We start from the raw sequence: 26,295 nt of genomic DNA, 5'->3' as shown, positions 1-26,295 counted from the left end.
CAAAACAATTCGTAAAATTTGTGCAATAAATACGTACATATTAACTTTGTTAGATATAAATCAACTTCAAAAAAATGAGCGGAATTTTAAATTCTTCAATAGGAAGAAAGTTTGCGATGGCACTTTCGGCACTCTTTCTAATGTTTTTTATTTTACAACACTTTGCAATTAATATTTTATCGGTTATAAGTCCAGATGCTTTTAACGAAGCTTCTCACTTTATGGGGACTTTTTGGGCTGTCCAGTATTTATTGCAACCTGTTTTAATTATAGGTGTTATTTTCCATTTTGTAATGGGATTTGTTTTAGAAATAAAAAATAACAAAGCCAGACAAGTTAGTTATGCAAAAAACAATGGAGGAGCTAATTCTTCTTGGATGAGCAGAAACATGATTTGGAGTGGTGGTTTTATCTTAGTATTTTTAGTTATTCACTTTTTAGATTTTTGGATTCCAGAAATTAACACCAAATATATTCAAGGTGACATGTCTGGTTTATTAGCAGATGGTGAAGGTTATAGATACTTTGAAGAATTACAACATAAATTTGTTCCAATATGGAGAGTTGCTCTGTATTGTATAGGTTTTGTATTCTTATCACTTCACTTATTACATGGTTTCAATTCTGCTTTCCAATCAATTGGAGCAAATAACAAATACACAAAAGGATTAAAAGGATTTAGTAAAATCTATGCAATTGGTATTCCTTTAGGATTCATTTTTATTGCATTGTTTCATCATTTTAATCACTAAAAAACACATCTAAATATGGCTTTAGATTCTAAAATACCAAAAGGTCCAATTGCAGACAAATGGACTAATTATAAAAACCACATTAATTTAGTAAACCCAGCTAACAAACGTAACATAGATGTTATTGTTGTAGGTACAGGTTTAGCAGGGGGTTCCGCTGCTGCTACGTTAGCAGAGCTAGGTTATAATGTAAAAGCATTTTGTTTTCAAGATTCTCCTCGTCGTGCACACTCAATTGCTGCACAAGGAGGAATTAATGCAGCGAAGAATTACCAAGGAGATGGAGATTCTACCTACAGATTATTTTACGATACTGTAAAAGGTGGAGATTATCGTTCTCGTGAAGCAAATGTGTATCGTTTGGCAGAGGTTTCTGCAAATATTATTGACCAATGTGTTGCACAAGGAGTTCCTTTTGCTCGTGAATATGGTGGTTTGTTAGATAACCGTTCGTTTGGTGGTGTGTTAGTATCACGTACTTTTTACGCAGCTGGACAAACAGGACAACAATTATTATTAGGAGCATATTCTGCTATGAACCGTCAAATAGGTCGTGGTAAAATCAAAATGTACAACCGTCACGAAATGTTAGACGTTGTTAAAGTTGATGGAAAAGCTCGTGGAATTATAACACGTAACTTAATTACGGGAGAAATCGAACGTCATTCTGCACACGCAGTAGTTCTTGGAACTGGTGGTTATGGTAATGTATTCTTCTTATCAACAAATGCGATGGGAAGTAACGTAACAGCAGCTTGGAAAGCGCACAAACGTGGTGCTTACTTTGCAAACCCTTGTTACACACAAATTCATCCAACATGTATTCCTGTTTCTGGAGATCATCAGTCTAAATTAACTTTGATGTCTGAGTCTTTACGTAACGATGGACGTATTTGGGTTCCAAAGAAAATGGAAGATGTAGAAGCTATTAGAGCAGGGAAATTAAGACCTAGAGATTTAGCTGAAGAAGATAGAGATTATTATTTAGAGCGTCGTTATCCTGCCTTTGGAAACTTAGTGCCTCGTGATGTTGCTTCTCGTGCTGCAAAAGAGCGTTGTGATGCTGGTTTTGGTGTAAACGCAACAGGTGAAGCGGTATTTTTAGATTTTGCTTCTGCCATTCAACGTTATGGTAAAGAGCAAGCACATGTTAAAGGATTAAATGAAAATGATGCTGCTTTAGTTAAAAAATTAGGACAAGAAGTAGTAAAAAATAAATACGGAAACTTGTTTCAAATGTATGAGAAGATTGTAGATCAAGACCCATACAATACACCAATGATGATTTATCCAGCAGTTCACTATACAATGGGTGGAATATGGGTAGATTATAATTTAATGACAACAGTTCCTGGTTTATATTGTATTGGTGAAGCTAACTTTTCAGACCACGGAGCAAATAGATTAGGAGCTTCTGCATTAATGCAAGGTTTAGCAGATGGTTATTTTGTATTACCATATACCATTGGAGACTATTTATCTGATGATATTCGTACAGGCCCAATTTCTACAGATTCAAAAGAATTTGAAGAGGCAGAAAAAGAAGTAAAAGAGAAATTAAATTTCTTTGTAACGAATGAAGGGAAACACTCTGTAGATTATTTCCACAAGAAATTAGGAAAAATCATGTGGAACAAAGTAGGAATGTCTCGTAATGTACAAGGATTAACAGAAGCTATTTCAGAAATAAAAGCTTTAAGAGAGCAGTTTTGGAAAGAAGTTAAAGTTCCTGGAACAAACGAAGAATACAACGAAGAATTAGCGAAAGCAGGTCGTGTAGCAGATTTCTTAGAGTTAGGTGAATTATTTGCAAAAGACGCTTTAAATAGAGAAGAGTCTTGTGGAGGTCACTTTAGAGAAGATTCTGTTGAGTTAGATGGTGAACAAAAAGGTGAAGCATTACGTAACGATAAAGATTTTGCATACGTTGCTGCTTGGGAATACAAAGGAGAACCAAGCGATGCTGTTTTACACAAAGAGCAGTTAGAATTTAAAGATATAGAATTAAAACAAAGATCATACAAATAAGGAAAGCTATGAATTTAACGTTAAAAATATGGCGTCAAAAAAACGCTAACGATAAAGGTAAAATGGTTGATTATAAAGTCAACGATATTTCACCAGATATGTCTTTCCTTGAAATGTTAGATGTTTTAAACGAACAATTAATTAATAAAGATGAAGAGCCTGTAGCCTTCGATCACGATTGTCGTGAAGGAATTTGTGGTATGTGTTCATTATATATTAATGGAGAAGCGCATGGGCCTGATCGTGGAATAACTACGTGTCAATTACACATGCGTATGTTTAAAGATGGAGATACAATTTACATCGAGCCATTTAGAGCAAAAGCATTTCCTGTAGTTAAAGATTTAATTGTAGATAGAAGTTCTTTCGATCGTATTCAACACGCTGGAGGTTTTATTTCTGTAAATACATCAGGAAATACTATTGATGCAAATGCTATTCCTGTGAATAAGCACGATGCAGACAAAGCTTTTGAGGCAGCAACTTGTATTGGTTGTGGTGCTTGTGTCGCAACTTGTAAAAACTCATCAGCAATGTTATTTGTGGGTGCAAAAGTATCTCAGTTTGCATTATTACCACAAGGACAAATTGAAGCTACGGATCGTGTTTTAAACATGGTGAAGCAAATGGACGAAGAAGGTTTTGGTAACTGTACGAATACAGGAGCTTGTGAAGTAGAATGTCCGAAAGGAATCTCTTTAGAAAACATTGCTCGTATGAATACAGAATACTTAAAAGCAAGTTTAAAAGGATAAAATCACTTCTTTTATATAGAAAGAAAAATCCCAAGATAAAACTTGGGATTTTTTATTTCTTTAAACCAAAAAATCAATGAAAGAAACAATATCATTTTATAAGGAACAAATTAAGATTCACGAAAAGGAAATAAGTAAACTATACAAGTCGATGACTGCTTTAAGTATGTTTAGATTATTAGTGTTCTTATCAACTTCTTTTGGTGTTTATTGGTTCTTTAATCAGTGGCAAATAGCGGTAGTTATTGGATTGATAGGCGTATCTATATTTTTGTTTTTATTGATTAAGTATACCAATATTAAGCAACAACAAGAATTAGCCAAAGCGTTAGTGAATATAAATGAAGATGAAATCAAGATTGCTTCTGGTGATTTTCAGGAAAGAGAAGAAGGTTTACAATTTCAAGATTCACATCACTTTTATAGCTTAGATATTGATTTATTTGGAAGAGGTTCTTTCTTTCAATTTATGAATAGAACCATTATAAGCGAAGGCACTAAAAAATTAGTAGATGAACTAACGGCTAATAATACAAAAGATATTATTTCTCGTCAGCAAGCCATAAAAGAACTTGCTTCTAAGACAGTATGGAGGCAGCATTTTCAGGCAATATCTAGTTTAATAAAAACCGAAACTCCCGCTAATAAGATTATAGTTTGGTTAAAACAACATCAATCCTTTTTACCTAAAGGAATGCAATGGATTCCGTTGGTATTCTCATTATTATCCTCAATTTTATTTGGGTTGATTTTGTTAAATGTTATAAATACTTCTTTTTTAGTGTATTGGTTGTTGGTAGGTTTAGCAATTACAGGAAAATATCTTAAAAAAATAAATGACTTGTCTCAAAATACAGACAAGGTAAAAGACACCTTTCGTCAATATGCTCAGTTATTAAATCAGATAGAAAATGAGACTTTTACTTCAGAATTATTAAAGGAAAAGCAAAAGAAAATTCAAACTGAAAACAAAAAAGCTTCTCTTATTTTTACGGAACTTTCAAAGGCTTTAGATGCTTTAGATAATAGAAATAATTTAATTTCTGCCATTTTTGGAAACGGATTGTTTTTAGTAGATATTAAAAACAGTTACCAAGTAGAACAATGGATAAAAAACTATCATGATAAAGTAGAAGATTGGTTTGAAGTCGTTTCGTTTTTTGATGCATATAATAGTTTAGGTAATTATGCGTATAATCATTCGCAGTATATATTTCCAAAAATTATAGAAAATAACGTTGCTATTAACACCAAGGGTTTAGGGCATCCTTTACTTAAGGAAGCGAAACGAATTGATAATGACATTCATATAGATCATCAGCAATTTTTTATTGTTACTGGAGCAAACATGGCTGGAAAAAGTACTTTTTTAAGAACGGTTTCGCTTCATATTGTTATGGCTAATGTTGGTTTGCCTGTTTGTGCTGAGTCTAGTATATATTCTCCTGTTAAGCTTATTACAAGCATGCGTACAAGCGATTCATTAACTGATGACAGTTCGTATTTCTTTTCAGAATTAAAGCGCTTAAAACTCATTGTAGACGCAATACAGAAAGAACCTTATTTTATTATTCTAGATGAAATATTAAAAGGTACAAACAGTACTGATAAAGCTATTGGCTCACGCAAATTTGTAGAGAAATTGGTAGCATCAAAAGCTACAGGAATTATTGCTACGCATGATTTAAGTTTATGTGAAATTGAAAAAGAATTAAAGGCTGTACAAAACTACTATTTTGATGCGGAAATTATCAACGACGAGCTTCATTTTGACTATACTTTCAAAAAAGGAATTTGCCAGAATATGAATGCGAGTTTCTTGTTAAAAAAGATGGAAATTATATAAAAAACAGACCCTTTTAGAAATAAAAAGGGTTTGTTTTTTATGAGATAATTTTAATTATTCTGTAATTTTAAGCGAATCTAATGCGTGCAAAAAGAAATCTTTCTCATCATTCATAGATACAAATAATCCGTTAGGATATTTAGTTCCTAAAGCTGTTGTGGTAACATCACAACCATCAGTTTCTAAAGTTCCAAGATTTAGTTTTTTAACAAACATATTATCGCTACGTTTAAAAAAATTAAATGTATGGTCTTGTTGATCTGAAACAATAATATAACCTTTATCTCCTTCATAAGTAGCAATGGCAATTCCTTCTATGTCATCTTTAAAATGTTCGCCACCAAATAATTTGATTTCTTCATTTCCTTGTTCAGGATTAGCATAATATTTACGTATTCCAACTCCTTCATCTGAATAATAAACATATCCTAAAGTATCGTCTACAGCAATTGCTTCAATTTCTTTATTACCACTAAATTTTCCAAACTTTCTAACTAAATTGGCTTTTATCCCTAAAGAGTCTGAAATGAATTCATATTGATGCAAATAGTTTTCTGTGGGTCCGTTTTTACGACTCACAATCACTGAGATGTTTCCGTTTTTAGGGTTTTTATATAAAGAAATTCCCATTGGTCGTTTCATTTCAACATCAGTTTCATCTTCAAAAACCTTGAAACCACCATTATCTAATGGTTTTAAATCTGGAACAGAAAATAATCGGAGTTGATGTTTTTCCCTTTCCGAAAACACCAGAATATCTGTTTTTGTAGAATCGTTTATTTTGAAATCATATTCTACATCTACATTGTTTGGATAATTAATATTTGTAATACTTTTTTCTTTGATAAGTTTTCCATCTAAATCAAAAGCATAGACTCCTCCATTAACTTCGTCTTTATCCGTTCCAAAAACAATGCTTTTTTCAGGATCTTGTTTGTTAATCCAAATTGCTGGATCATCACTATCATGAGGTAATTTTTCAGTAATAACTGTTGGTTTTATTTCAGGTAATTGTTTTTTACAAGCAACAATTGTTAATACTAATAAGGTTATATATAAATATTTCATCTTTTATTTTTTGAACAGGTCGTATTTTAAACCAAAAGTTAAACGTTTTTGATAATATTCCATTTGCATAGTTCTACTACTTACACCTTGATAATAACGTAAAGGTTGATTTGTAATGTTATTGATGCTTGCATATAAACTCAAGTTTTTATTTAATGCTACGCTTGCGTTAAAATCTAAGAAAAACTGTTTATCATAATACCTGTCTTCAAAAGGGCGTCCACCAATTTCATCTAAATATGCATCGGAATAATTACCTGATAAACGTAAATTTATTCTTTTGTCTGCATAACCAAAAGAAGCATTAAACATATTTGGAGCTGTATTAGGAAGGTCTAAATCTGTACGTTCTTCACCATCTTCATTTCTAATACCATTAGCATCAGATGTTAAATGAGTATAGTTTAAATAGATGCTAAAGTTTTTAGCAAATCCTGGTAAGAAATCTAATTGACGTTGTAAAGCAACCTCAAATCCTAGTACAGAAGCATCATCACCATTAAAAGGTTGGTACACTTCGTATTCGTTCTCATCCTCATATTGAAAAATATAAGTAAAATCTTTAATGTCTTTATAAAATACACCTCCAGAAATTAATCCTACAGATTTAAAATAATGTTCCGCCATTATATCAAAATTCATTGATGTTGCAGGATCTAACTCTGAGTTTCCTAATACAATTTCTTCATCTTCATTATTTATTTCTTTAAAAGGAACAAGATCTACATAATTTGGTCTTGCAATTGTATTGGTCCAAGCAAAACGTAAAATGGTGTTTTTTGAAATATCATATTTTAAATGAAGTCCCGGTAAGATGTTAGTATAAGAATTTTCATCCTTCACCTCATTTGTTGCTTCATAATCGCCATCTTCGTCAAAGATAATTTCATTTCCTATACTTTTTATTTTTGTGTTTTCCAATCGTACTCCAAATAATGCACTGAAGTTTTCAGTTATATTTTGAGTTGTCATTATATAACCAGCCGACACAGTTTCGTCTACATCAAAATTTGCTGTTAAATATTCATCCGGAACATCTTCCCCTTCAAAAAGAGAAGTGTTGTTTAAATTTAAACTTCCAAGATATTCAGCACTTCCAAAATCTCCTATTATATATTGACTACCTGGTTCAAAATTAGAGTCTGTATAATTTTGAGTGGGAATACCTCCCAAGAATTCAAATTCTGCTCCTTCAGGACTATATTCAGTAAAATTATTATTTCTGTTTTTGTTTTTGAATCTTCCTCGAAAGCCAAATTTTAATACCCCGTTTTCTTTATTAAATAAGTTTAATGGTAACTCGAAATTCAAAAATGTATTGAAATCTTTTTCTTCTGTGTATTGGTTTTCTTCCGTTAATTCTCCGAATTCAAAAAGGTTATAGTCTGCATTCTCTGTACTTAATGGTGTATAAAGAGGAAAATCTGAGTTGTTGTTGTATGTAATTCCATATTCACTTTCATATTCTAAATAACGTTCATTTAAACGTTCTTCGGATGCTTTAGCATAAGAAGCCATCCAATCTATCTGTAAGTTGTTTGCTAAGTGTTTACCTCCAAAACTGTAATTTTGCATACGTTGGTCTTCCAAACGAGCATTTTTATTTCTTCCTCCTGAAATTCCTCCTTTAGTTTGTCTTTTAGCTTCAACAGGAAAACTGGTTAAATTTCCATTTCCATCAACAGAAAAATCACCATCTTCAATATCTTCACCATCTAAAATTTCTTGTTCTAATCGGAATCTATTTTCACGATCGTCTCTCCAATTATAAATAGTTTTTAAATAAATTGAGTTATTATCGTCGAATTTATAGTCTAAGTTAGCAGAGAAACTACGTCTAATACGCTGTACAAGATATTTTCTAATTTCAGTTACTTTAGCATAAGGATTTACAGCAACTTCTTCTAAATTATCTTCATCATCAAAAGCATTGTATTCAAATTCATCTTCCCATTCTGCTTCAACGTTATCCGATCCAAAATCGTTATCGTTTACAGATGCTGAAATCATCCATCCAAATTTATCATCTTTTGTTCTGTCTCCTACAAGAAAAGATCCATTAATTATACGTTTGTCTGTTATAAAATTAAGTCCAGAACCTATAGTACCCGAAAACCGGAACCCTTGAGGAGAGGTTCTTGTGATTAAATTTACAGAACCACCAAGTGCATCGGCATCCATATCTGGAGTTACTGCTTTATTTACTTCAATAGTTTGAATCATATCCGAAGGAATTAAATCCATTTGGACATTTCTGTTATCACCTTCGGCTGAAGGTATCCTGCTTCCGTTTAAGGTAACAGAATTTAATTGAGGTGCTAAACCACGAATTACAATATTTCGTGCTTCTCCTTGATCTACTTGCATAGTAATTCCAGGAATACGTTTTACAGCATCTCCAATATTAGCATCAGGAAATTTTCCTATTTGATCTGTAGAAACGATATTAGTAATATTTTGCTTGTTTTTTTGAGCATTTAAAGCTCTTGCTTGTCCTCCTATGGTATAAGCAGTAATTTCAACTTCATCCAACTCTGTACTTTTGGATTTTAATATAATGTTTACAGCTGTAGTTACTGATGTTTTTACAGTCACTTCTTGTTCTTGGTTTGCATATCCTAAATATTCGATTAAAAATTTATGAGTACCTTCAGGAATATTTAGCATCGTGAATTTTCCATCAAAATCTGATACTGCACCTTTTTTTAATTCTTCTATTAAAATAGTAGCTCCAGGAATAGAGATTCCGTTTTCATCGGTTATAATACCTTGAATTGTCCCGTTTTGAGCATTGGTTTTTACAATATTAAAAAGTATAAAAACCGTTACAAAAAGGAATCTTAGTAGGTTGGTTTGTTTCATTTTAGTTATAGTTTTATTTACTCCAAATTTATATATATCAATATGTTATATGTTTTTATTTAGGTAAACAAACAAGCAACTATATTCTGTTTTTAGGTAAACAAATAGGCAACAATAAAGATTAATTTACATTGTACTAACTTTAAAAAAAGAAAGGTAGAAATAGGCTATAATTCAAGCATAAAACTGACTAATTCTTTTTTCTGATCTATAGGAAGTTTTTTTCTCAATCTATATCGAGCGACTCTTACACTATCTGGTGTTACTCTTAATACAGAGGCAATTTTTTTAGAAGAAAGGTTTAATCTTAGTAACATTCCTAATTTTAGTTCTGCTGGAGACAAATGATCAACAGATACTGAAGATAGTTTTTTTATAAAATCTGGATGTATATCTTCAAATAAGTTTTTGAATTCAACCCATTCACTTTCTTGTTGTAAATTAAAATCTATTTCTTTAGCTAATTCTTTTAACTTAGAGTTGTAGTCTATATTTTTTCGAGTAGCGATGTTTTTTAAAGTGGTAGAAATATCTGATAAAATTTTATTTTTTTGAGATAGATGCAAACTGTATTTTGATAGTGAAGCAGTTTTTAACTGGTTATCTCGTTGTAAATTTTTTTCTTCAATTTCTTTTTTGTCGAGTTCAGCCTTTAAAGTTCGTTGCTTATAATCTTGTAGTTTTAAATTTGCTTTCCTTTTTTTATTAAAATATCGTAATAAAATCAAGATGATACTTAAAATAGAAATTAAGATGACGATTAATACTTTTTGATTTGCCTGATTTACTTTGTTTTTTTCTTCTAAAAGTCGAATTTGAGCTTCTTTTTTGTTAGAATCATAAGCAGTTTGTAAAGCATTTAATTGATAAGCATTTTGATTATTTAGTATTTCTTCCTTTAACCTTTCTGATTTTTTTAAAAACTCAAATGCTTTCTCATAATTTCCTACTAAAGCATAAGCTTTAGACATGTCTTTATAGGCACTTTCAAGCTCATTGTCGTCATTAATTATGATGGCTAATTCCAAGGCTTTTTTAGTGTATAATATTGATTCATCATACTCTCCTTTTTTTCTATACACATCACCTAAATTATTTAATACATTAATTTCAGCATGTGTTTTGGTGTCTTTTAAGTAACGATAGGCTTTAATAAAATAATTATGAGCTTTATCATATTGGATTAGATCTTCATAAATACTTCCAATATTTTCATTTATTAGTGCGATTCCAGTGCTATCCTTTAAGATTTCAAACAGAGATAAACTTTTTCTTTGATATTCTAAAGCTTTTAAATATTCTCCTTTTTTTTCGTAAGTAGCTCCTAATAAACCCTGAGAATCGGCTTGTCCTTTTAATAAATTTAATTTTTTTGAAATCTGTAAAGCATCTTTAAAAAAAGTTTCAGCAGAACTGTAGTTATTCATAGAAAGATATACTCTTCCAATGTCATTGTTTAGTAAAATATGTAAGGAGCCAACTTTTAATGAGTTAATAAGCTCTAAAGATTTATTATATTGATTAATAGCCTCTGTATACAATCCAGAATCATAATAAAAATGACCCAATTGCTGTCTTTTCTCTGCAATTAAGTGGTTGGAGTCTTTCTTTTTAGCAAGCTCCAGTTCTTTTTTGTAATTTAATAATATAGAATCTGTTTCTTTATAAAAAGGGGTATTTAAATCTATAGATTGGCCATTAGCGTTATTAAAAAACAAAATACACACCGTAAGAAACCCACAAAGAATGTAGTGATTATTTAACATGACTCCACAAAAGAATAGATAAATAATCTAACAACAATAAATTATCGTGTTAACTAATCATTAATTTGTTTTTATAAACATATATCATCGATATAAAAAGAGTAAAAACAGATAGAAATGAAGTTTATATCACAAAAAGAATTTTTAGTTTGTATATTATATCAAAAGAAAGGATTAAATTTTTTAAATATCAGCTAGTTTTATCATGAACCTGCGTCCCAATATTATCATTCCAAAGAGTTAGAATATCAGAGGCTACAGACGCTCCACTACCCGCTGCAATTGCAAATTGGCTTCGCCAACCTGCAATCGTGCCGCAAACATATAATCCTTCTTTAATTATGTGATTATAGTTTCGTAATTGAATCCTGTCTTTCATTGGGTTAGCACTCGTATGACGTTCAACATATTGTTCCAATCCTGCAATTTCAAATGGCTTGGCATAGTTTAAAGCTAAAACAACAATCTTAGAGTAGTATTCATTTTTATTGGTAATAATCTTATAACCTATTTCATTCTCTAAAACCGCTTCAACCTTTTCTTTTTCAATTTGAGTAACGTTCGGATAAACTTCCAACAAATGTTTTTTTCCTTCTTCTAAAACATCTTTTCCCAGTGTTCCTTGTGGCAATCCTAAAACATTATTAAATAGTGCATTTTGAAGATGAGAAGCTCTTTGATGGATAATAATTCCAATACTTTTATCTTTAGCATAAGGCTTGTCTTTTGCTGAGCCTAATACTAAAGCACATTGCATTCCTGCTACACCACCACCAATTATTAAAGTATCAAAAATCATTTTAAATAAATAAAGCTTTAATATTCCCAGCAAACAATTTAACAGCAATAGCTAATAATATCACTCCAAAGACTTTTCGTATAATTTTTATTCCGTTAGCACCAATTAAACGCTCAATTTTAGAAGAAGTTTTCAAAACGATAAAAATTACAATAACGTTAATTAAAATAGCTACTAATATATTTTCTGTTGAATATTCAGCACGTAAGGAAAGTAAAGTAGTTAAACTACCTGGTCCGGCAATTAAAGGAAAAGCAAGCGGAAAAACCGTAGCATTCATTGCGTCATCATCATCTTCTTTATACAAAGTAATCCCCAAGATCATTTCTAAAGCGATAAAAAACAATATAAAAGAACCAGCTACAGCAAAAGAATGAACATCTAAACCGATAAAACTTAATAACCGCTGACCAACAAATAAAAAAACAATCATTATAGCTCCAGCAATTATAGAAGCTTTTTCTGATTGAATATGACCAACTTTTTTACGTAAATCGATAACAATAGGGATGTTTCCAATAATATCAATTACTGCAAATAATACCATAAAGGCAGTTACAATTTCTTTAATATTAAAATTCATAGTTTTTGTTTTTTAAAGTACAAAATTATAGAAGTAAACTAACAATCCACTACTTTTGCCTTATAAAAAAGATATTTTATGTTTCAGTTAGGAAAAACAATCGTTTCAGAAGATATTATAGAAAAAGATTTTGTTTGTAACCTATCGGCTTGCAAAGGAGCTTGTTGTATAGATGGAGAAGCAGGAGCCCCTTTAGAAGAAGAAGAAACTAAGATTTTAGATGATATTTACGACAAAGTAAAACCCTTTTTAAGAAAAGAAGGAATTGAAGCCATCGAAGCACAAGGAAGGTGGATAAAAAATGATTTTGGTGAGTTAGAAACTCCATTAATTGATGGAGCAGATTGTGCTTATGTTATTTTTGATGAAAAAAACACAGCGTTGTGTGCAATTGAAGAAGCATATAATCAAGGAGAAGTGAATTGGAAAAAACCCGTTTCCTGCCATTTATATCCTGTTCGAGTACAAGATTATTCAGAATTTTCAGCTGTTAACTACCATAAATGGGAAATTTGTGATGATGCTTGTTCTTTAGGAAAAGAGCTGCAAGTTCCCATCTATAAATTTGTAAAACAAGCCCTAGTAAGAAAGTTTGGACAAAACTGGTATGATGAGTTGGAAAAAGTGGCTGCAAAACAAGGAAAATAAATCTTTCTTAATGGTTAGATGATCTTTGTTAGTTGATTATAATAAATAGCATTCTTATTGGTTATAAAAATAACTATATCCCTATAGAGTATGAAAAAAGTATTACTGTTGTTTGTGTTATTGATTATAATTAAATCATCGTATTCGCAAAATAAAAGTTACAAAAGAGGTGTTGGGTATGGTTATCATTCAGTGATGGATATACAGATTTTTTCAGAAAATATTTCTTGGTGGTATAATTGGGCCGCAGAACCGGATGCAGATATACGATCTACATATCAAAATTACAATATAGACTTTGCTTCAATGGCTTGGAGTGCCAACGGGATACAAAATGTAGATAATTGGGTTTCTCAAGACAGTAATGTAAAATATGTATTAGGGTTTAATGAACCTAATTTTATGGATCAAGCAAATATGACTCCTTCTGAAGCAGCTAATAGATGGCCTGCTCTTCAAACAATTGCCACAGATAATAATCTTACTATTGTAGGTCCCGCAATAAATTATTGTGGTAATTGCGTTTCTGAAAATGGAGTTACTTATAGCAATCCATTTACGTATTTAGACGATTTTTTTGATGCTTGTACAGATTGTCGTGTGGATCATATAGCCTTACATTGGTATGGAGGGGGAAATTCGATTGTTGATTATATTGAGGATGCTAGAAAATATAATAAACCTATATGGGTTACAGAATTTGCAGCTTGGGATAGTTCAGTAACAGAAATAGAAGATCAAAAAGAATATTTGGCAGGAACAGTAAATTTTCTAGAACGTGATCCAGATGTGTATCGCTATGCCTGGTTTATTGGACGTAGAGAATCTAACCAGACTTCTTATCCTTTTATTGATTTATATGGAGCAGATGGTACACTAACAGAGTTAGGGCAATTATATATGGATATTCCTATTTATGATCCTAACCTGAAATTTGAAATACCAAGTAGAATTGAAACCGAAGAGTACTATCTTATGTCTGGATTATTTACGCAACTTACCGAAGATATTGATGGGTTTATGAATATAGGGTGGACTGATAATGGAGATTGGGCAGAATATAAAATTAAAGTGAATGAAGCGGGTAATTACAATGTAAACGTAAGAGTTGCAGGAACAAATACTGGAAGCATTGATTTTTTGATTAATAATGAGTTAAAAACGTCTGTTAATATTCCTAATACAGGAGGTTGGCAAAACTGGACTACAGTTTTAACTACAATCCAACTTGAAGAAGGAGAACATGTTTTGAGAATGTTAATAAAGGACGCAGGCTTTAATATTAATTGGATTGAAATTTCTGAAAACTCTTTAGGATTTAATGATTTTGATTCTATTAAAACAGAAATTTATCCAAACCCTATTGATACTGATGGTATTATTAATGTAAAATTAAATATGGAGCAATCGGGAGGTATTTTTCTTTGTGTCTTGAATGATATACTGGGAAAACAGATTTTTTCAAAAAAAATAAAAGTAAACAAATCAAGTTTTCAAATAAACTTAAAGGAATTTAACAATATAGGAACGGGTATTTATTTCTTTAATATAAATGGTGTTAACGGGAAAGGAAAATGTAAATTAATTATTCAGTAATACTTTTAGTTGAGAAAAAAATGCGTTTAAAATAACAATCGTTAAAAATAGAAATTAATTGATAACAATTTAAATTTTGTTTTCTGAAGAATATATATAAAAACGTATAAAAAAAGCTCCATATATATGGAGCTTTTTTTATACCTAAATTAAATTATTTAATAATTATTTTTTGAGAACTTTTTTTATTGTTTTCATCAATAATATTTACAATATACATACCTGGATTAGCATTAATTGAAACTTCATGTTTTTCTTTAGAATTAAAATTTAAATCAGAACGATATGTTTCTTGCCCATTCATATTATAAATTAACATTTTTGCTTTTCCAAGGGTGGATTTTGCAAACACATTAAATGTACCATTAGAAACGGTTGGATATACTGAAAATACTTTTGTTCCTTTAATAACATCTTCGATAGAAGCAGTTGCAGCAGTAAACTGACCAGAAAAAATTCCTCTACCGTAAGTCGCTGCAAAAACTGTATTATCATCACGTAAATCTAAATCTGTTACTTTAACATTAGACATACCGTTATAAGAATGGGACCATTCTATTGGGTTTCCTGTGTTTAAATCGTCAGTTTTCCATACACCTAATTCAGTACCAATAATTACTTCACTAGTATTTAAAGGGTTTTGTAAAATAGTTTTTACTGGGATATCAGGCAAGTTACCTTCAATATTTTCCCATGTTGAACCGCCGTCATTTGTGTACCAAACATTAACAACATTATAATTGTGCATTGTAACAAATATTTCGTTTTCTGACTGCCCATACTCTATATCAGAAATAGACCCAACAAAACTTGGCCCAGATATTTCTGACCATACAGGAGTCCCATTTGCATTTTCAACTTTTAGTAAATCTCCTAATCTTGTTCCTACTAGTAAGGTAGTTGAAGAAGTAGTGTATGGAGATACTTTCATTGCTTTAGGACTTGAAGTTAAAAGATCATCAGTTAAAATCGTTTTAAAAATAAACCCTAATAAATTTGCATATCTTCTAATTCTAATATTAGTTCCATTAGAATAATTACTATATAAAATATTTAAATTAGAATCTAATTCTTCTTGATTAATAAAATCCCCATTACTAGTGTCTTCACTACTTATATTTTTAGTCTGTCCATTTTCAAGATTATATAAGTTTATATTATCATTATATACATAATTGGCAATATAGTATTTATCGGTTCCATCTTGATCAAAAAAACTGTACGCCCCATCTCCTCCTTGAGTTTCTATGGAACTATTTATTGTAGAACTTGCATTTTCAATTAGTTGAGTTCCATTATCTTGTGCGCCTGCTAAAAAATATTCATCTCCCCCAAAAGTAGTTGAAGGAGCTACACCCACTGTATAAAATTGTGTAATGTTTAAACCATTATTTCTAGACTGTGTATTATCTCCAGAATCAGTAGTATAAAATACACCCCCATCATTTCCAAACAACATTTTATTGCTGTCGCCATTTGCAAAAGCCGCTGTGTGTTGATCTGCATGTACTTCTTGGAAACTAAAACCACCATACCAATGAGAGAACTGATTCCAGCTTATTCCTCCATCAGTAGACTTAAATAAATCTATACCTCCAACATACACACTATCATCGTTTGTTGGGTTAAGAGCTAACATTAAGTCATAAAAAGCTTGTCCTCGTGTAAAATCATCAGCAGAGATATCTGTATCAGCATCATTAGGCAAAGGTAAAGTCGTCGGGGCTGTTGCAAAAGCATCTTCTGTTTTAATAATTGTTACACTACCACCCGTTGATAATTCGGCTAATAAAAATATTTTATTTCCATTTATTTTAGAAGCTTCAATTTGAGTTCTATCTCCATTAGTTACTTCATATTTTTGGATGAAAGTCACACCATCATCAGAAGAGAAAACTCTACCACCACCATCTCCATATGCTCTACTACTAGTTGTGCTTACCCATATTTTATTGTCAGCACCAATTGAAATATCATTAGGACATGTGTCATTTCCACTCACAGTATTAGGTAAGGTTAATTTAACCCAAGTTGCACCTTCATCAATAGATTTATACAGTCCAAATGTTAAACCTCCTAAAACTGTTGCTGAATTTGAGGAACCATAAGCGGCATCTGCAACAGCGACATATATTTCTGAAAGGCCTGTGTTATTTCTTATTTTAATGTCATTAATATGTTGTTGTCCAGGTACTACGACAGCTGTAAAAAGACCAGAAGAAGGGTTTATAGAAACATTTACATTTCCTGAACTTAATGCGTTTTGTAGCATATCTCCATGGGCTTTAGAAACCATTATAGATGGTATTGTAATTGTAGCATCTTCACCTCCCATTGGAATTGGATCACCATCAATATTATTCATCATAATTACTGCTATAGCTCCAGCATCTTGTGCATTTTTAACTTTTTCAACAAAAGCACAAACCCCTCTTCTTATTAAAGCGATTTTACCTGTCATATCAACAGTTGAGCTACCACAACCTTCATTTGGGTCAGTAGATGTATTCCCATTACTTCCTGTTACTGGAACATTTCCGTTTGCTAACACTAAATCAGCTGTTATTTGAGAAGTAACTGTTGTTCCAAAATTTGTAGTTGGATAAGAGATGTAATCTCCTTGAATATTTGAAGGAGAATTAACAGTAATATTATCTGATGATTGAAAAAAGCTATCTCCAGTAATACCACCAAAAACTTTAGTCCAAGTATTTCCTGAATCTGTAGATTTCCATAAACCATCCCCACTAACATCACCTCCTACGTAAGATTCTCCTGTTCCTACATAGAAAATATTTGAGTTATTAGGGTCGACAGCAATAGAAGAAACTGATAAATTTTCAGGGATACCTACTCTTGTCCATTTTGAAGTAGGACTAGAAATATTTGTGTTTTTCCATAAACCACCACTAACTCCTCCAGAAAAAACAGTTTCATTTGTGGTGTCATTAGGGTCGAACAGAACTGCTCTAACTCTACCACCAACGTTATCAGGACCTCTTTCAACCCAAGCATTATCAGTTCCATCTCCTGGAGATCTATCTAAGGGCTTATTTTGTATTAACTCTTTTTGGGTTATAAAAATATTCTTAGGATATGTTTTACCTGTTGATGGATCTATCTCATTTAAATATTCTTGTTCAAAGAATTTATTTGGAGGTAAACGATTTGCTTTTCTTTCTTTTTTAGAAAGTTCCATTATTTTATTAAATGGGTGGTTTTTCAAAAACTCTGCATGCTGAGTGCGTATTTTTTCAACTTCAGATTCAGTTGAATAAAATTTATAAACAACTACTACAGCTGCTAAAAAAATTCCCAATAAAAGTAGTTTTTTGTTCATGTTTTAATATAAAAGATTGCTAAATGCTGCTAAATTAATAAAATATCTATACAATTATATAATATTTCCTGTTAATTTTCTATGCAACCTAATTGCATAACCATCTGACATTCCTGCTATATAACTACATATTTGCATGATTCTGTCGTATAGTTTTTGTCTTTCTTGTTGATATTCTTCAGGGAGTAAGTTTAAAACCAACTTATCGTAGTTAGATTGTGTTCCGTTGAATTTGTTATTAAGTGCGGTTACAAAAACATCTAGTAAATCGGCAATAATTTTATATCCAGCAACTTCCTTTTCTACGACTTCTTTTGACTGGTAAATTTTTTCAACACTAATTTTAATGATATCATTAATTTGTGCTTCATATTTACACTTATCTAGCAAGCCTTTGTCAAATTCTCCTTTTAAAATAGCCTCTTCATTTGCTAAAAAAATATCTACCGCTTCGTTAATTAAAACTCCAATCGCCAACGCACGTAAATAGCTTACTCGATCTTTTTTATGTTGTAAAGAATGATATTTTTTACTATCAATAGCGCCTTTTACCAACATAATCATATATTCCAACGCATAATCTTCATCAATGAGTCCGAGATTAATACCATCTTCAAAATCAATAATGGTGTAACAAATATCATCAGCAGCTTCCACTAAATAGGCAAGTGGATGACGATAAAATGAAATTCCGTCACTTTCTTTTTTTAACAAACCTAAATTGTTTGCCATATCTAAAAACTCTTCTTTTTCAGATTGAAAAAAGCCATATTTTTTATCGACAATATGTTTGGTTGGTTTTTTAGGCAAACTCTCTTTAGGATACTTCATAAAAGCTCCTAAAGTTGCATACGAAAGACGTAAACCACCAGAAATCCCTTCTCTGCTTTCGCTTAAAATTTTAAATCCGTTAGCATTTCCTTCAAAATCGATAAGGTCTTGATATTCTTTATCGGTTAAATCTGATTTGTATTGTAAACCGTTTCCTGTTTTAAAATACTCACCAATTGCTTTTTCACCAGAATGACCAAAAGGCGGATTCCCAATATCGTGCGTTACTGAAGCAGCGGCAACAATAGCCCCGAAATCGTTAAAAGTATATCCTAATTCTTTTAACTTCGGATGACGTTCTAAAAGAACTTTTCCTACCTTTCTTCCTAAAGTTCTACCAACCACAGATACTTCTAAACTATGTGTTAAACGCGTATGAACAAAGTCAGTTTTTGACAATGGAATTACCTGTGTTTTATCTTGTAAACTCCTAAAAGCTGAAGAAAATATAATTCGATCAAAATCTACTTCAAAACCTAAACGTGTTTCGTCTTGTTGCGCGCGTTCTCGCTTTTGTGTGTCTCCAAATCGTTTTAAAGAAAGTAGTTGTTCCCAGTTCATTATTAATCAGAATTTTTTTCGAATTTACTAAAAAAGAGAAGCCTTTCGACTTCTCTTTATCACTTTTAATTTAATACTACATTCTTGCCCCTTCAAAACAAGAAAATTATCTTGTGTTAATTCTTAAGAACCACACATTAAGCAATCGTCTGGCCCTTCATTTTTAGAAGCCTCTACCATTGCTTTAAATTCATCTGCACTCATCGGTTTATCTTCCTCTTTCTTTTCTACGTTTAACGTAAATTGTTTTGCGTTTACAGCCGATTTTGTACGTAAGTAATACATTCCTGTTTTTAAGCCCGATTTCCATCCATAAAAATGCATCGATGTTAATTTAGCAAAGTCAGGATCTTTCATAAATAAATTTAACGATTGAGATTGATCGATAAAATATCCTCTATGGCGCGCCATATCGATAATATCTTTCATGCTCATCTCCCAAACTGTTTTATATAATTCTTTTAAATCTTGAGGAATGGCTTCAATATCTTGAATAGATCCGTTTGCACGCATAATCTCTTCTTTCATATTGTTATCCCACAAACCAAGTTCTACTAAGTCTTCTAATAAATGTTTGTTTACTACGATAAACTCACCAGACAATACTCTACGTGTATAAATGTTAGAAGTATAAGGTTCAAAAGCTTCATTGTTTCCTAAAATTTGTGATGTAGAAGCTGTTGGCATTGGTGCAACTAATAATGAGTTACGAACACCATTTTTCATTACCGCTTTACGCAACTTTTTCCAATCCCAGTTTCCGCTTAAATCCTCTTCAGAAATCCCCCACATGTTAAATTGGAATTCTCCTCGAGACATTGGTGAACCTTCAAACGTTGAATAAGGTTCTTTGGCTTTTGCAATTTCCATAGAAGAAGTTACAGAAGCAAAGTATAAGGTTTCAAAAATATCTTGGTTTAATTTTTTTGCATCTTCTGATGTAAACGGTAAACGTAGCATAATAAAGGCGTCTGCTAAACCTTGAATTCCTAAGCCAACAGGACGGTGACGGAAATTTGAGTTTTCAGCTTCTTTTACCGGGTAGTAGTTACGATCGATAACTGTATCTAGGTTTCTAATTACTTTTTTAGTTACTTGAAATAATTTTTTATGATCGAAAAACTTGTTTCCGTTTTCATCTTCTGCAACAAACATCGGCATTGCAATAGAAGCTAGGTTACAAACAGCAACTTCATCTTCTGCAGTGTACTCCATAATTTCTGTACACAAATTTGACGAACGGATAACTCCTAAATTTTGTTGATTTGTTTTGCGGTTAACAGCATCTTTATATAACATGTAAGGAGTACCAGTCTCAATTTGAGATTCTAATATTTTCTCCCATAACTCACGTGCTTTAATTGTTTTTCTTCCTTTACCTGCTGCTTCATAACTGGTGTATAAACGCTCGAATTCTTCACCATAGGTGTCAAATAAATGAGGACATTCATTTGGGCACATTAATGTCCATTCTGCATCTTCTTGTACACGCTTCATGAATAAATCAGAAATCCACATTGCATAAAATAAATCACGCGCACGCATTTCTTCTTTTCCGTGGTTTTTCTTTAAATCTAAAAACTCAAAAATATCGGCATGCCAAGGTTCTAAATACATTGCGAAAGAACCTTTACGTTTTCCTCCACCTTGATCTACGTAACGAGCTGTGTCATTAAAAACTTTTAACATTGGTACAATTCCGTTAGAAGTTCCATTTGTTCCGCGGATGTATGAACCAGTAGCACGAACATTGTGTAAAGACAAACCTATACCTCCTGCAGATTGCGAAATTTTTGCCGTTTGTTTTAAGGTATCGTAAATTCCGTCAATACTATCATCTTGCATTTGTAATAAAAAACAAGAAGACATTTGTGGTTTTGGTGTACCTGCATTAAATAGGGTTGGTGTTGCATGTGTAAAATATTTTTTACTCATCAACTCGTATGTAGCAATTGCTTCATCAATATCTTCTTTATGAATACCAATAGAAACACGCATTAACATGTGTTGTGGACGCTCAACAATGTTTCCGTTTAATTTTAATAAGTATGATCTTTCTAACGTTTTAAAACCAAAATAGTCGTAGTTAAAATCTCTACTGTAGATGATAGTAGAATCTAATTTTTCTGCATTATCCATGATGATTTGATATACATCATCTGCTAATAAAGGAGCTTTTTTTCCTGTTCTTGGATTGATATATTCATATAAATCTACCATCGTCTCAGAGAACGATTTTTTAGTATTCTTATGTAAGTTAGAAACGGCTATTCGTGCAGCTAATTTTGCATAATCAGGATGAGCAGTTGTCATTGTTGCTGCTACTTCAGCAGCAAGGTTATCTAATTCAGAAGTAGTTACTCCATCATATAAACCTTCAATAACACGCATGGCAACTTTTACCGGATCTACAATTTTGTTTAATCCGTAACACATCTTTTTAACTCTTGCTGTGATTTTATCGAACATCACAGGCTCTTTTCGTCCGTCTCTTTTTACTACATACATATTTTTTTGGTTTTATATTGGTTAATAGAAACGTTAAAATATCCCCTTTTTAACGTTTCCTAATTGTTTTAAATTTAAGTCTTTTTACTTTAAAAAACAGAAAATTTTTAAAAATCAGCATCGAAACTAATATCTCCTGTTCCTCCAGATTTTACTCCAGCTTTTTGGTATTCTGATACTCTTTTTTCAAAGAAGTTTGTTTTTCCTTCCAAAGAAATCATCTCCATAAAGTCAAAAGGATTGGTAGCGTTGTATTCTTTTTCGCATTCAAATTCTAACAACAACCTATCTGTAACATACTCTAAATATTGTGTCATTAATTTAGAGTTCATACCTATTAAGCTTACAGGTAAAGATTCTGTAATAAACTCACGTTCAATAGTAAGTGCAGAGATAATAATTTCTCTAATTCTTTCTTTTGGAACTTTATTTACTAGGTGATTATTGTGTAAATGAACTGCAAAATCACAGTGCATTCCTTCATCACGAGAAATCAACTCATTAGAGAATGTTAAACCTGGTAATAATCCTCTTTTCTTTAACCAGAAAATTGAACAGAAAGAACCTGAGAAGAAAATTCCTTCTACGGCAGCAAAAGCAATTAATCTCTCAGCGAAAGAATCGGACTCAATCCATTTTAATGCCCAATCTGCTTTTTTCTTAATAGCAGGAAAAACATCAATAGCTTTAAAAAGACGGTCCTTTTCTTTATCATCTTTAATATAAGTGTCTATTAACAAAGAATAGGTTTCTGAATGGATATTCTCCATCATAATTTGAAAACCATAAAAGAATTTAGCTTCAGAATACTGAACCTCGTTTACAAAATTTTCAGCAAGATTTTCGTTTACAATTCCGTCGGATGCAGCGAAAAAAGCTAAAACATGTTTGATGAAATATCGCTCATCATCAGTTAGTTTGTTGTTCCAATCGTTTAGGTCTTGGTGTAAATCGATTTCCTCTGCAGTCCAGAAACATGCTTGTTGTTTCTTGTACCATTCCCATAAATCATTGTGTTGAATAGGAAATATAACAAATCTGTCCTTGTTTTCTTGTAAAATAGGTTCTATGGCAGCCATTCTATAATTTTAAGTTGGTCTTTTTTTTCAATTTTTGGGGAATAACAAAGATTGGAAAAATTGTTCCAAAATGAAAGACCTACTTATTCACAAACCCCTTGAAGTTTTTAACAAAATAGATTTTTTTGCAGTAAATCAAAGTAAATAACCACAAGTCTAATGTTCTTATTTTTAGTGTTTTAAGTAGTTGTTAAATTTATCGCTAGTGGAGTTTGTTGGGTTTCTTATTTGAAGCAGAAAATGAATTTTCAGGAAAAAATAAAACAAAAAAAAACGATATAAATATATCGCTTTTTCTTTTTTCATAATCTCGAATAATCCCCAATATACGATTTATGATTATAAATACATAAAGTACTCTACAAATGTATATACATTAATTAAAATTTAATACTAATTTGTATAAATGGTTTAAAAATTTGTGTGTTTGGTAGATTAAAAGTGATTTTAAGATTATCTTTTTGATAATATTTTAATTATAGGGGTTCTATATTATTAAAAATAAGTATTTTTTTATGTTAAATCTATTTAATGTTTAAAAAGTTTATTTTTTTACTTGTAAAACCTCGGCAATAATTTGTTCGATTTGTTGCTTTGGTAAAGCTCCATGTGCCATTTGAGGTTCCTCGTTTACTGGGCAAAATAACATAGAAGGAATGCTTCTTATACCGAAAGCGGCAGATAGCTCTTGTTCAGCTTCCGTATCTATTTTATAGATAGTAACCTTATCATTATATTCTTCACTTAGTTGTTCTAAAATTGGTGCTAGCATTTTACAAGGACCACACCAATCAGCGTAAAAATCTATAATTGCAGGAATTTTTCCTTCAAATTTCCACTCTTTATTTTCTTCATAATTAAAAACTTTCTGTAAAAAAGTTTCTTTTGTTAATAATTCTGTCATAAATATTCTTTTTTGTGTAAAGTTAGACGAATTTTACAGCTATAATTACAAAGAATATTGTTTATAGGACAATAAAATTGTTAAAAAGCTCTTAAAGTATAACAAATAAATAGTTTTTCTTCTAACTTTGAGAGAATTATCTAATCGAACAAGAATGAAAAAATTAATCCTCCCTTTTTTAAGCGCAAGTCTTTTAATAGTAGCTTGCAAGCAAGAAAATAAAAAAAGAAACATTGAAGTGAATTATCCTCAAACAGAGAAAAAACCTGTAGTTGATGACTATTTTGGGACCAAAATAACTGATAACTATCGATGGTTAGAAGATGATAGAAGTAAAGAAACCGAAGCTTGGGTAAAAGCAGAAAACGAAGTAACGTTCGATTTTTTGAATAAAATACCATATCGTGAACAGTTAAAAAATCGTTTGTCTGAACTTTGGAATTACGAAAAAATAGGCACTCCATTTAAAGAGGGAGATTATACTTATTTTTATAAAAATGACGGATTACAAAATCATTATGTTTTATATCGAAAAAAAGAGGAAGGTAAAGAAGAAGTTTTTTTAGATCCAAATACATTTGCAGAAGACGGAACCACTTCTTTAGGTTCAGTTAGTTTTTCTAAAGACGGAAAAACGGTTGCGTATTCAATATCTGAAGGAGGTAGCGATTGGCGAAAAATTATTGTAATGGATGCAGATTCTAAAACAATAAAAGAAGATACATTAGTAGATGTTAAATTTTCAGGAATTGCATGGAAAGGAAACGAAGGTTTCTTTTATTCAAGTTACGATAAACCTGAAGGAAGTGAACTTTCTGCCAAGACAGATCAACATAAATTATATTATCATCAATTAGGAACAGATCAAAAAACGGACGAAATTATTTTTGGAGCAAAACCAGAAGAGAAACATCGTTATGTCGGTGGATATTTAACAGAGGACGATAAATATTTAGTAGTGTCCGCTTCAACATCAACATCAGGAAATAAGCTTTTTATCAAAGACCTGTCAGATGAAAATAGTAAAATGATTACGGTTCTAAATGATTTTGATAGCGATACATATGTAATTGATAATCGTGGAAGCAAATTATACTTAGTAACGAATTTAAATGCACCTAACAAAAAGGTAGTTACAGCAGAAGCAACAAATCCAACCTCAGAAAACTGGAAAGATTTTATTCCAGAAACTGAAAATGTGCTGAGTCCTTCAACTGGAGCGGGATACTTCTTTGCGGAATATATGGTAGATGCAGTTTCTAAAGTTTTTCAATACGATTTTGAAGGGAAGCTAATAAGGGAAGTAAAATTACCAGGCGTAGGTTCCGTTGGAGGATTTGGTGGAAAAACAGATGCTAAAGAGTTATACTTTTCGTTTACTAATTATAACACGCCAAGTTCTTCATATAAATTCAATCAAAATGACGGAACGTATGAATTGTATTGGAAACCAGCGATTGGTTTTAATTCGGATGATTATGAAAGCAAACAGGTTTTTTATAATTCTAAAGATGGAACAAAAGTGCCGATGATTATTACCTATAAAAAAGGATTGGATTTAAACGGGAAAAACCCAACAATTTTATATGGGTATGGAGGGTTTAATATTAGCTTAACGCCAAGTTTTAGTATAGCAAATGCTGTATGGATGGAACAAGGCGGTGTATATGCAGTTCCTAATTTACGAGGAGGAGGAGAATATGGTAAAAAATGGCATGTTGCTGGGACAAAAATGCAAAAACAAAACGTATTTGACGATTTTATAACTGCGGCAGAATATTTAATAGAAAACAAATACACTTCGTCAGATTATTTAGCAATTCGAGGAGGGTCAAATGGAGGTCTATTAGTAGGAGCTACCATGACACAACGTCCAGATTTAATGCGTGTAGCGTTACCAGCAGTTGGTGTTTTAGACATGTTACGTTATCACACGTTTACGGCTGGAGCAGGATGGGCATATGATTACGGAACCTCAGAAGAGAGCAAAGAAATGTTTGAATATTTAAAAGGATATTCACCAGTTCAAAATGTTAAAGAAGGAGTGGAATATCCTGCTACTTTGATAACTACTGGAGATCATGATGATCGTGTGGTGCCTGCGCATAGTTTTAAGTTTGCTGCAGAGTTACAAGAGAAACATAAAGGAACGAATCCTGTATTGATCAGAATAGAAACCAATGCAGGTCACGGAGCAGGAACACCAGTTACTAAAACCATTGAACAGTATGCGGATATTTTCGGATTTACACTATTTAATATGGGTTTTGATGAGTTACCTAATCCACCGAAATCAAAAATAAAGAGTTAAAAAGTGTAACATTTTATTTTTTTTAGTACTAATTGATAATTAGTTAACCATTAAAATA

17 protein-coding genes are annotated in these 26,295 nt (G+C 31.6%); 7 read left to right on the top strand and 10 right to left on the bottom strand.

Annotation, left to right across the window (positions count from 1 at the left end):
* Nucleotides 1-74: 74 nt before the first annotated feature.
* The 4 genes from C7447_RS02060 (at nucleotide 75) to C7447_RS02045 (ending at nucleotide 5,381) form a co-directional block, all read left to right on the top strand.
* A complete protein-coding gene (locus C7447_RS02060) occupies nucleotides 75-752 on the top strand; it encodes a succinate dehydrogenase cytochrome b subunit (RefSeq protein ID WP_148868519.1) in 678 nt (225 codons plus the stop codon).
* Nucleotides 753-767: 15 nt separating this feature from the next.
* Nucleotides 768-2,780, top strand: coding sequence for a fumarate reductase/succinate dehydrogenase flavoprotein subunit (locus C7447_RS02055; protein WP_148868518.1), 2,013 nt, complete (start codon nucleotides 768-770; stop codon nucleotides 2,778-2,780).
* Nucleotides 2,781-2,788: 8 nt separating this feature from the next.
* Entirely contained in the window at nucleotides 2,789-3,535 is a 747-nt protein-coding gene (locus tag C7447_RS02050) for a succinate dehydrogenase/fumarate reductase iron-sulfur subunit (protein WP_148868517.1), read from the top strand.
* Between the two features lie 76 nt (nucleotides 3,536-3,611).
* Nucleotides 3,612-5,381 carry a MutS-related protein gene (locus C7447_RS02045; protein WP_148868516.1) on the top strand — a complete coding sequence of 590 codons (1,770 nt, stop codon included), beginning with the start codon at nucleotides 3,612-3,614 and terminating at the stop codon, nucleotides 5,379-5,381.
* 54 nt (nucleotides 5,382-5,435) lie between these two features.
* Here C7447_RS02045 and C7447_RS02040 read toward each other — a convergent pair whose 3' ends face one another.
* The 5 genes from C7447_RS02040 to C7447_RS02020 all read right to left on the bottom strand — a co-directional run bounded on the left by C7447_RS02040 (nucleotide 5,436) and on the right by C7447_RS02020 (nucleotide 12,459).
* Nucleotides 5,436-6,449: a phytase gene (locus tag C7447_RS02040; protein ID WP_148868515.1), complete on the bottom strand. Its 1,014-nt coding sequence runs from the start codon at nucleotides 6,447-6,449 to the stop codon at nucleotides 5,436-5,438.
* Nucleotides 6,450-6,452: 3 nt separating this feature from the next.
* Nucleotides 6,453-9,311 (bottom strand): TonB-dependent receptor, encoded by a 2,859-nt coding sequence (locus tag C7447_RS02035; protein WP_148868514.1) that lies wholly within the window; start codon nucleotides 9,309-9,311, stop codon nucleotides 6,453-6,455.
* A 167-nt stretch (nucleotides 9,312-9,478) separates the two neighbouring features.
* Entirely contained in the window at nucleotides 9,479-11,029 is a 1,551-nt protein-coding gene (locus C7447_RS02030; RefSeq protein ID WP_170245870.1) for a tetratricopeptide repeat protein, read from the bottom strand.
* A 238-nt stretch (nucleotides 11,030-11,267) separates the two neighbouring features.
* On the bottom strand, nucleotides 11,268-11,876 hold the full coding sequence (locus C7447_RS02025) for an NAD(P)/FAD-dependent oxidoreductase (RefSeq protein WP_148868512.1): 609 nt from the start codon (nucleotides 11,874-11,876) through the stop codon (nucleotides 11,268-11,270).
* Nucleotide 11,877: 1 nt separating this feature from the next.
* Nucleotides 11,878-12,459, bottom strand: coding sequence for a MarC family protein (locus C7447_RS02020; protein WP_148868511.1), 582 nt, complete (start codon nucleotides 12,457-12,459; stop codon nucleotides 11,878-11,880).
* A gap of 78 nt (nucleotides 12,460-12,537) precedes the next feature.
* Between C7447_RS02020 and C7447_RS02015 the strand changes: the two genes are divergently transcribed.
* A complete protein-coding gene (locus C7447_RS02015; RefSeq protein ID WP_148868510.1) occupies nucleotides 12,538-13,107 on the top strand; it encodes a DUF3109 family protein in 570 nt (189 codons plus the stop codon).
* A gap of 90 nt (nucleotides 13,108-13,197) precedes the next feature.
* Nucleotides 13,198-14,703, top strand: a complete 1,506-nt coding sequence (locus C7447_RS02010; protein ID WP_148868509.1) for a glycosyl hydrolase — start codon at nucleotides 13,198-13,200, stop codon at nucleotides 14,701-14,703.
* Nucleotides 14,704-14,857: 154 nt separating this feature from the next.
* On the opposite strand, the gene C7447_RS02005 is transcribed toward C7447_RS02010, so the two are convergent.
* The 5 genes from C7447_RS02005 to trxA all read right to left on the bottom strand — a co-directional run bounded on the left by C7447_RS02005 (nucleotide 14,858) and on the right by trxA (nucleotide 23,926).
* Entirely contained in the window at nucleotides 14,858-18,043 is a 3,186-nt protein-coding gene (locus C7447_RS02005; RefSeq protein ID WP_148868508.1) for a PA domain-containing protein, read from the bottom strand.
* Between the two features lie 54 nt (nucleotides 18,044-18,097).
* Nucleotides 18,098-19,435: a deoxyguanosinetriphosphate triphosphohydrolase gene (locus C7447_RS02000; protein WP_148868507.1), complete on the bottom strand. Its 1,338-nt coding sequence runs from the start codon at nucleotides 19,433-19,435 to the stop codon at nucleotides 18,098-18,100.
* Nucleotides 19,436-19,558: 123 nt separating this feature from the next.
* The gene (locus C7447_RS01995) at nucleotides 19,559-21,943 is read right to left on the bottom strand and encodes a ribonucleoside-diphosphate reductase subunit alpha (protein WP_148868506.1); all 2,385 of its coding nucleotides are present in this window, start codon (nucleotides 21,941-21,943) and stop codon (nucleotides 19,559-19,561) included.
* Nucleotides 21,944-22,050: 107 nt separating this feature from the next.
* Nucleotides 22,051-23,022, bottom strand: coding sequence for a ribonucleotide-diphosphate reductase subunit beta (locus C7447_RS01990; protein ID WP_148868505.1), 972 nt, complete (start codon nucleotides 23,020-23,022; stop codon nucleotides 22,051-22,053).
* A gap of 544 nt (nucleotides 23,023-23,566) precedes the next feature.
* Nucleotides 23,567-23,926 (bottom strand): thioredoxin, encoded by a 360-nt coding sequence (gene trxA / locus C7447_RS01985; RefSeq protein WP_148868504.1) that lies wholly within the window; start codon nucleotides 23,924-23,926, stop codon nucleotides 23,567-23,569.
* A gap of 154 nt (nucleotides 23,927-24,080) precedes the next feature.
* On the opposite strand from trxA, the gene C7447_RS01980 reads away from it, so the two are divergent.
* Nucleotides 24,081-26,237, top strand: coding sequence for a prolyl oligopeptidase family serine peptidase (locus C7447_RS01980; protein ID WP_148868503.1), 2,157 nt, complete (start codon nucleotides 24,081-24,083; stop codon nucleotides 26,235-26,237).
* Nucleotides 26,238-26,295: the final 58 nt, after the last annotated feature.

Origin of the sequence: Tenacibaculum adriaticum (assembly GCF_008124875.1) — a bacterium.
Lineage (GTDB): Bacteria > Bacteroidota > Bacteroidia > Flavobacteriales > Flavobacteriaceae > Polaribacter > Polaribacter adriaticus.
This window is presented reverse-complemented; position numbering and strand designations above follow the sequence as displayed.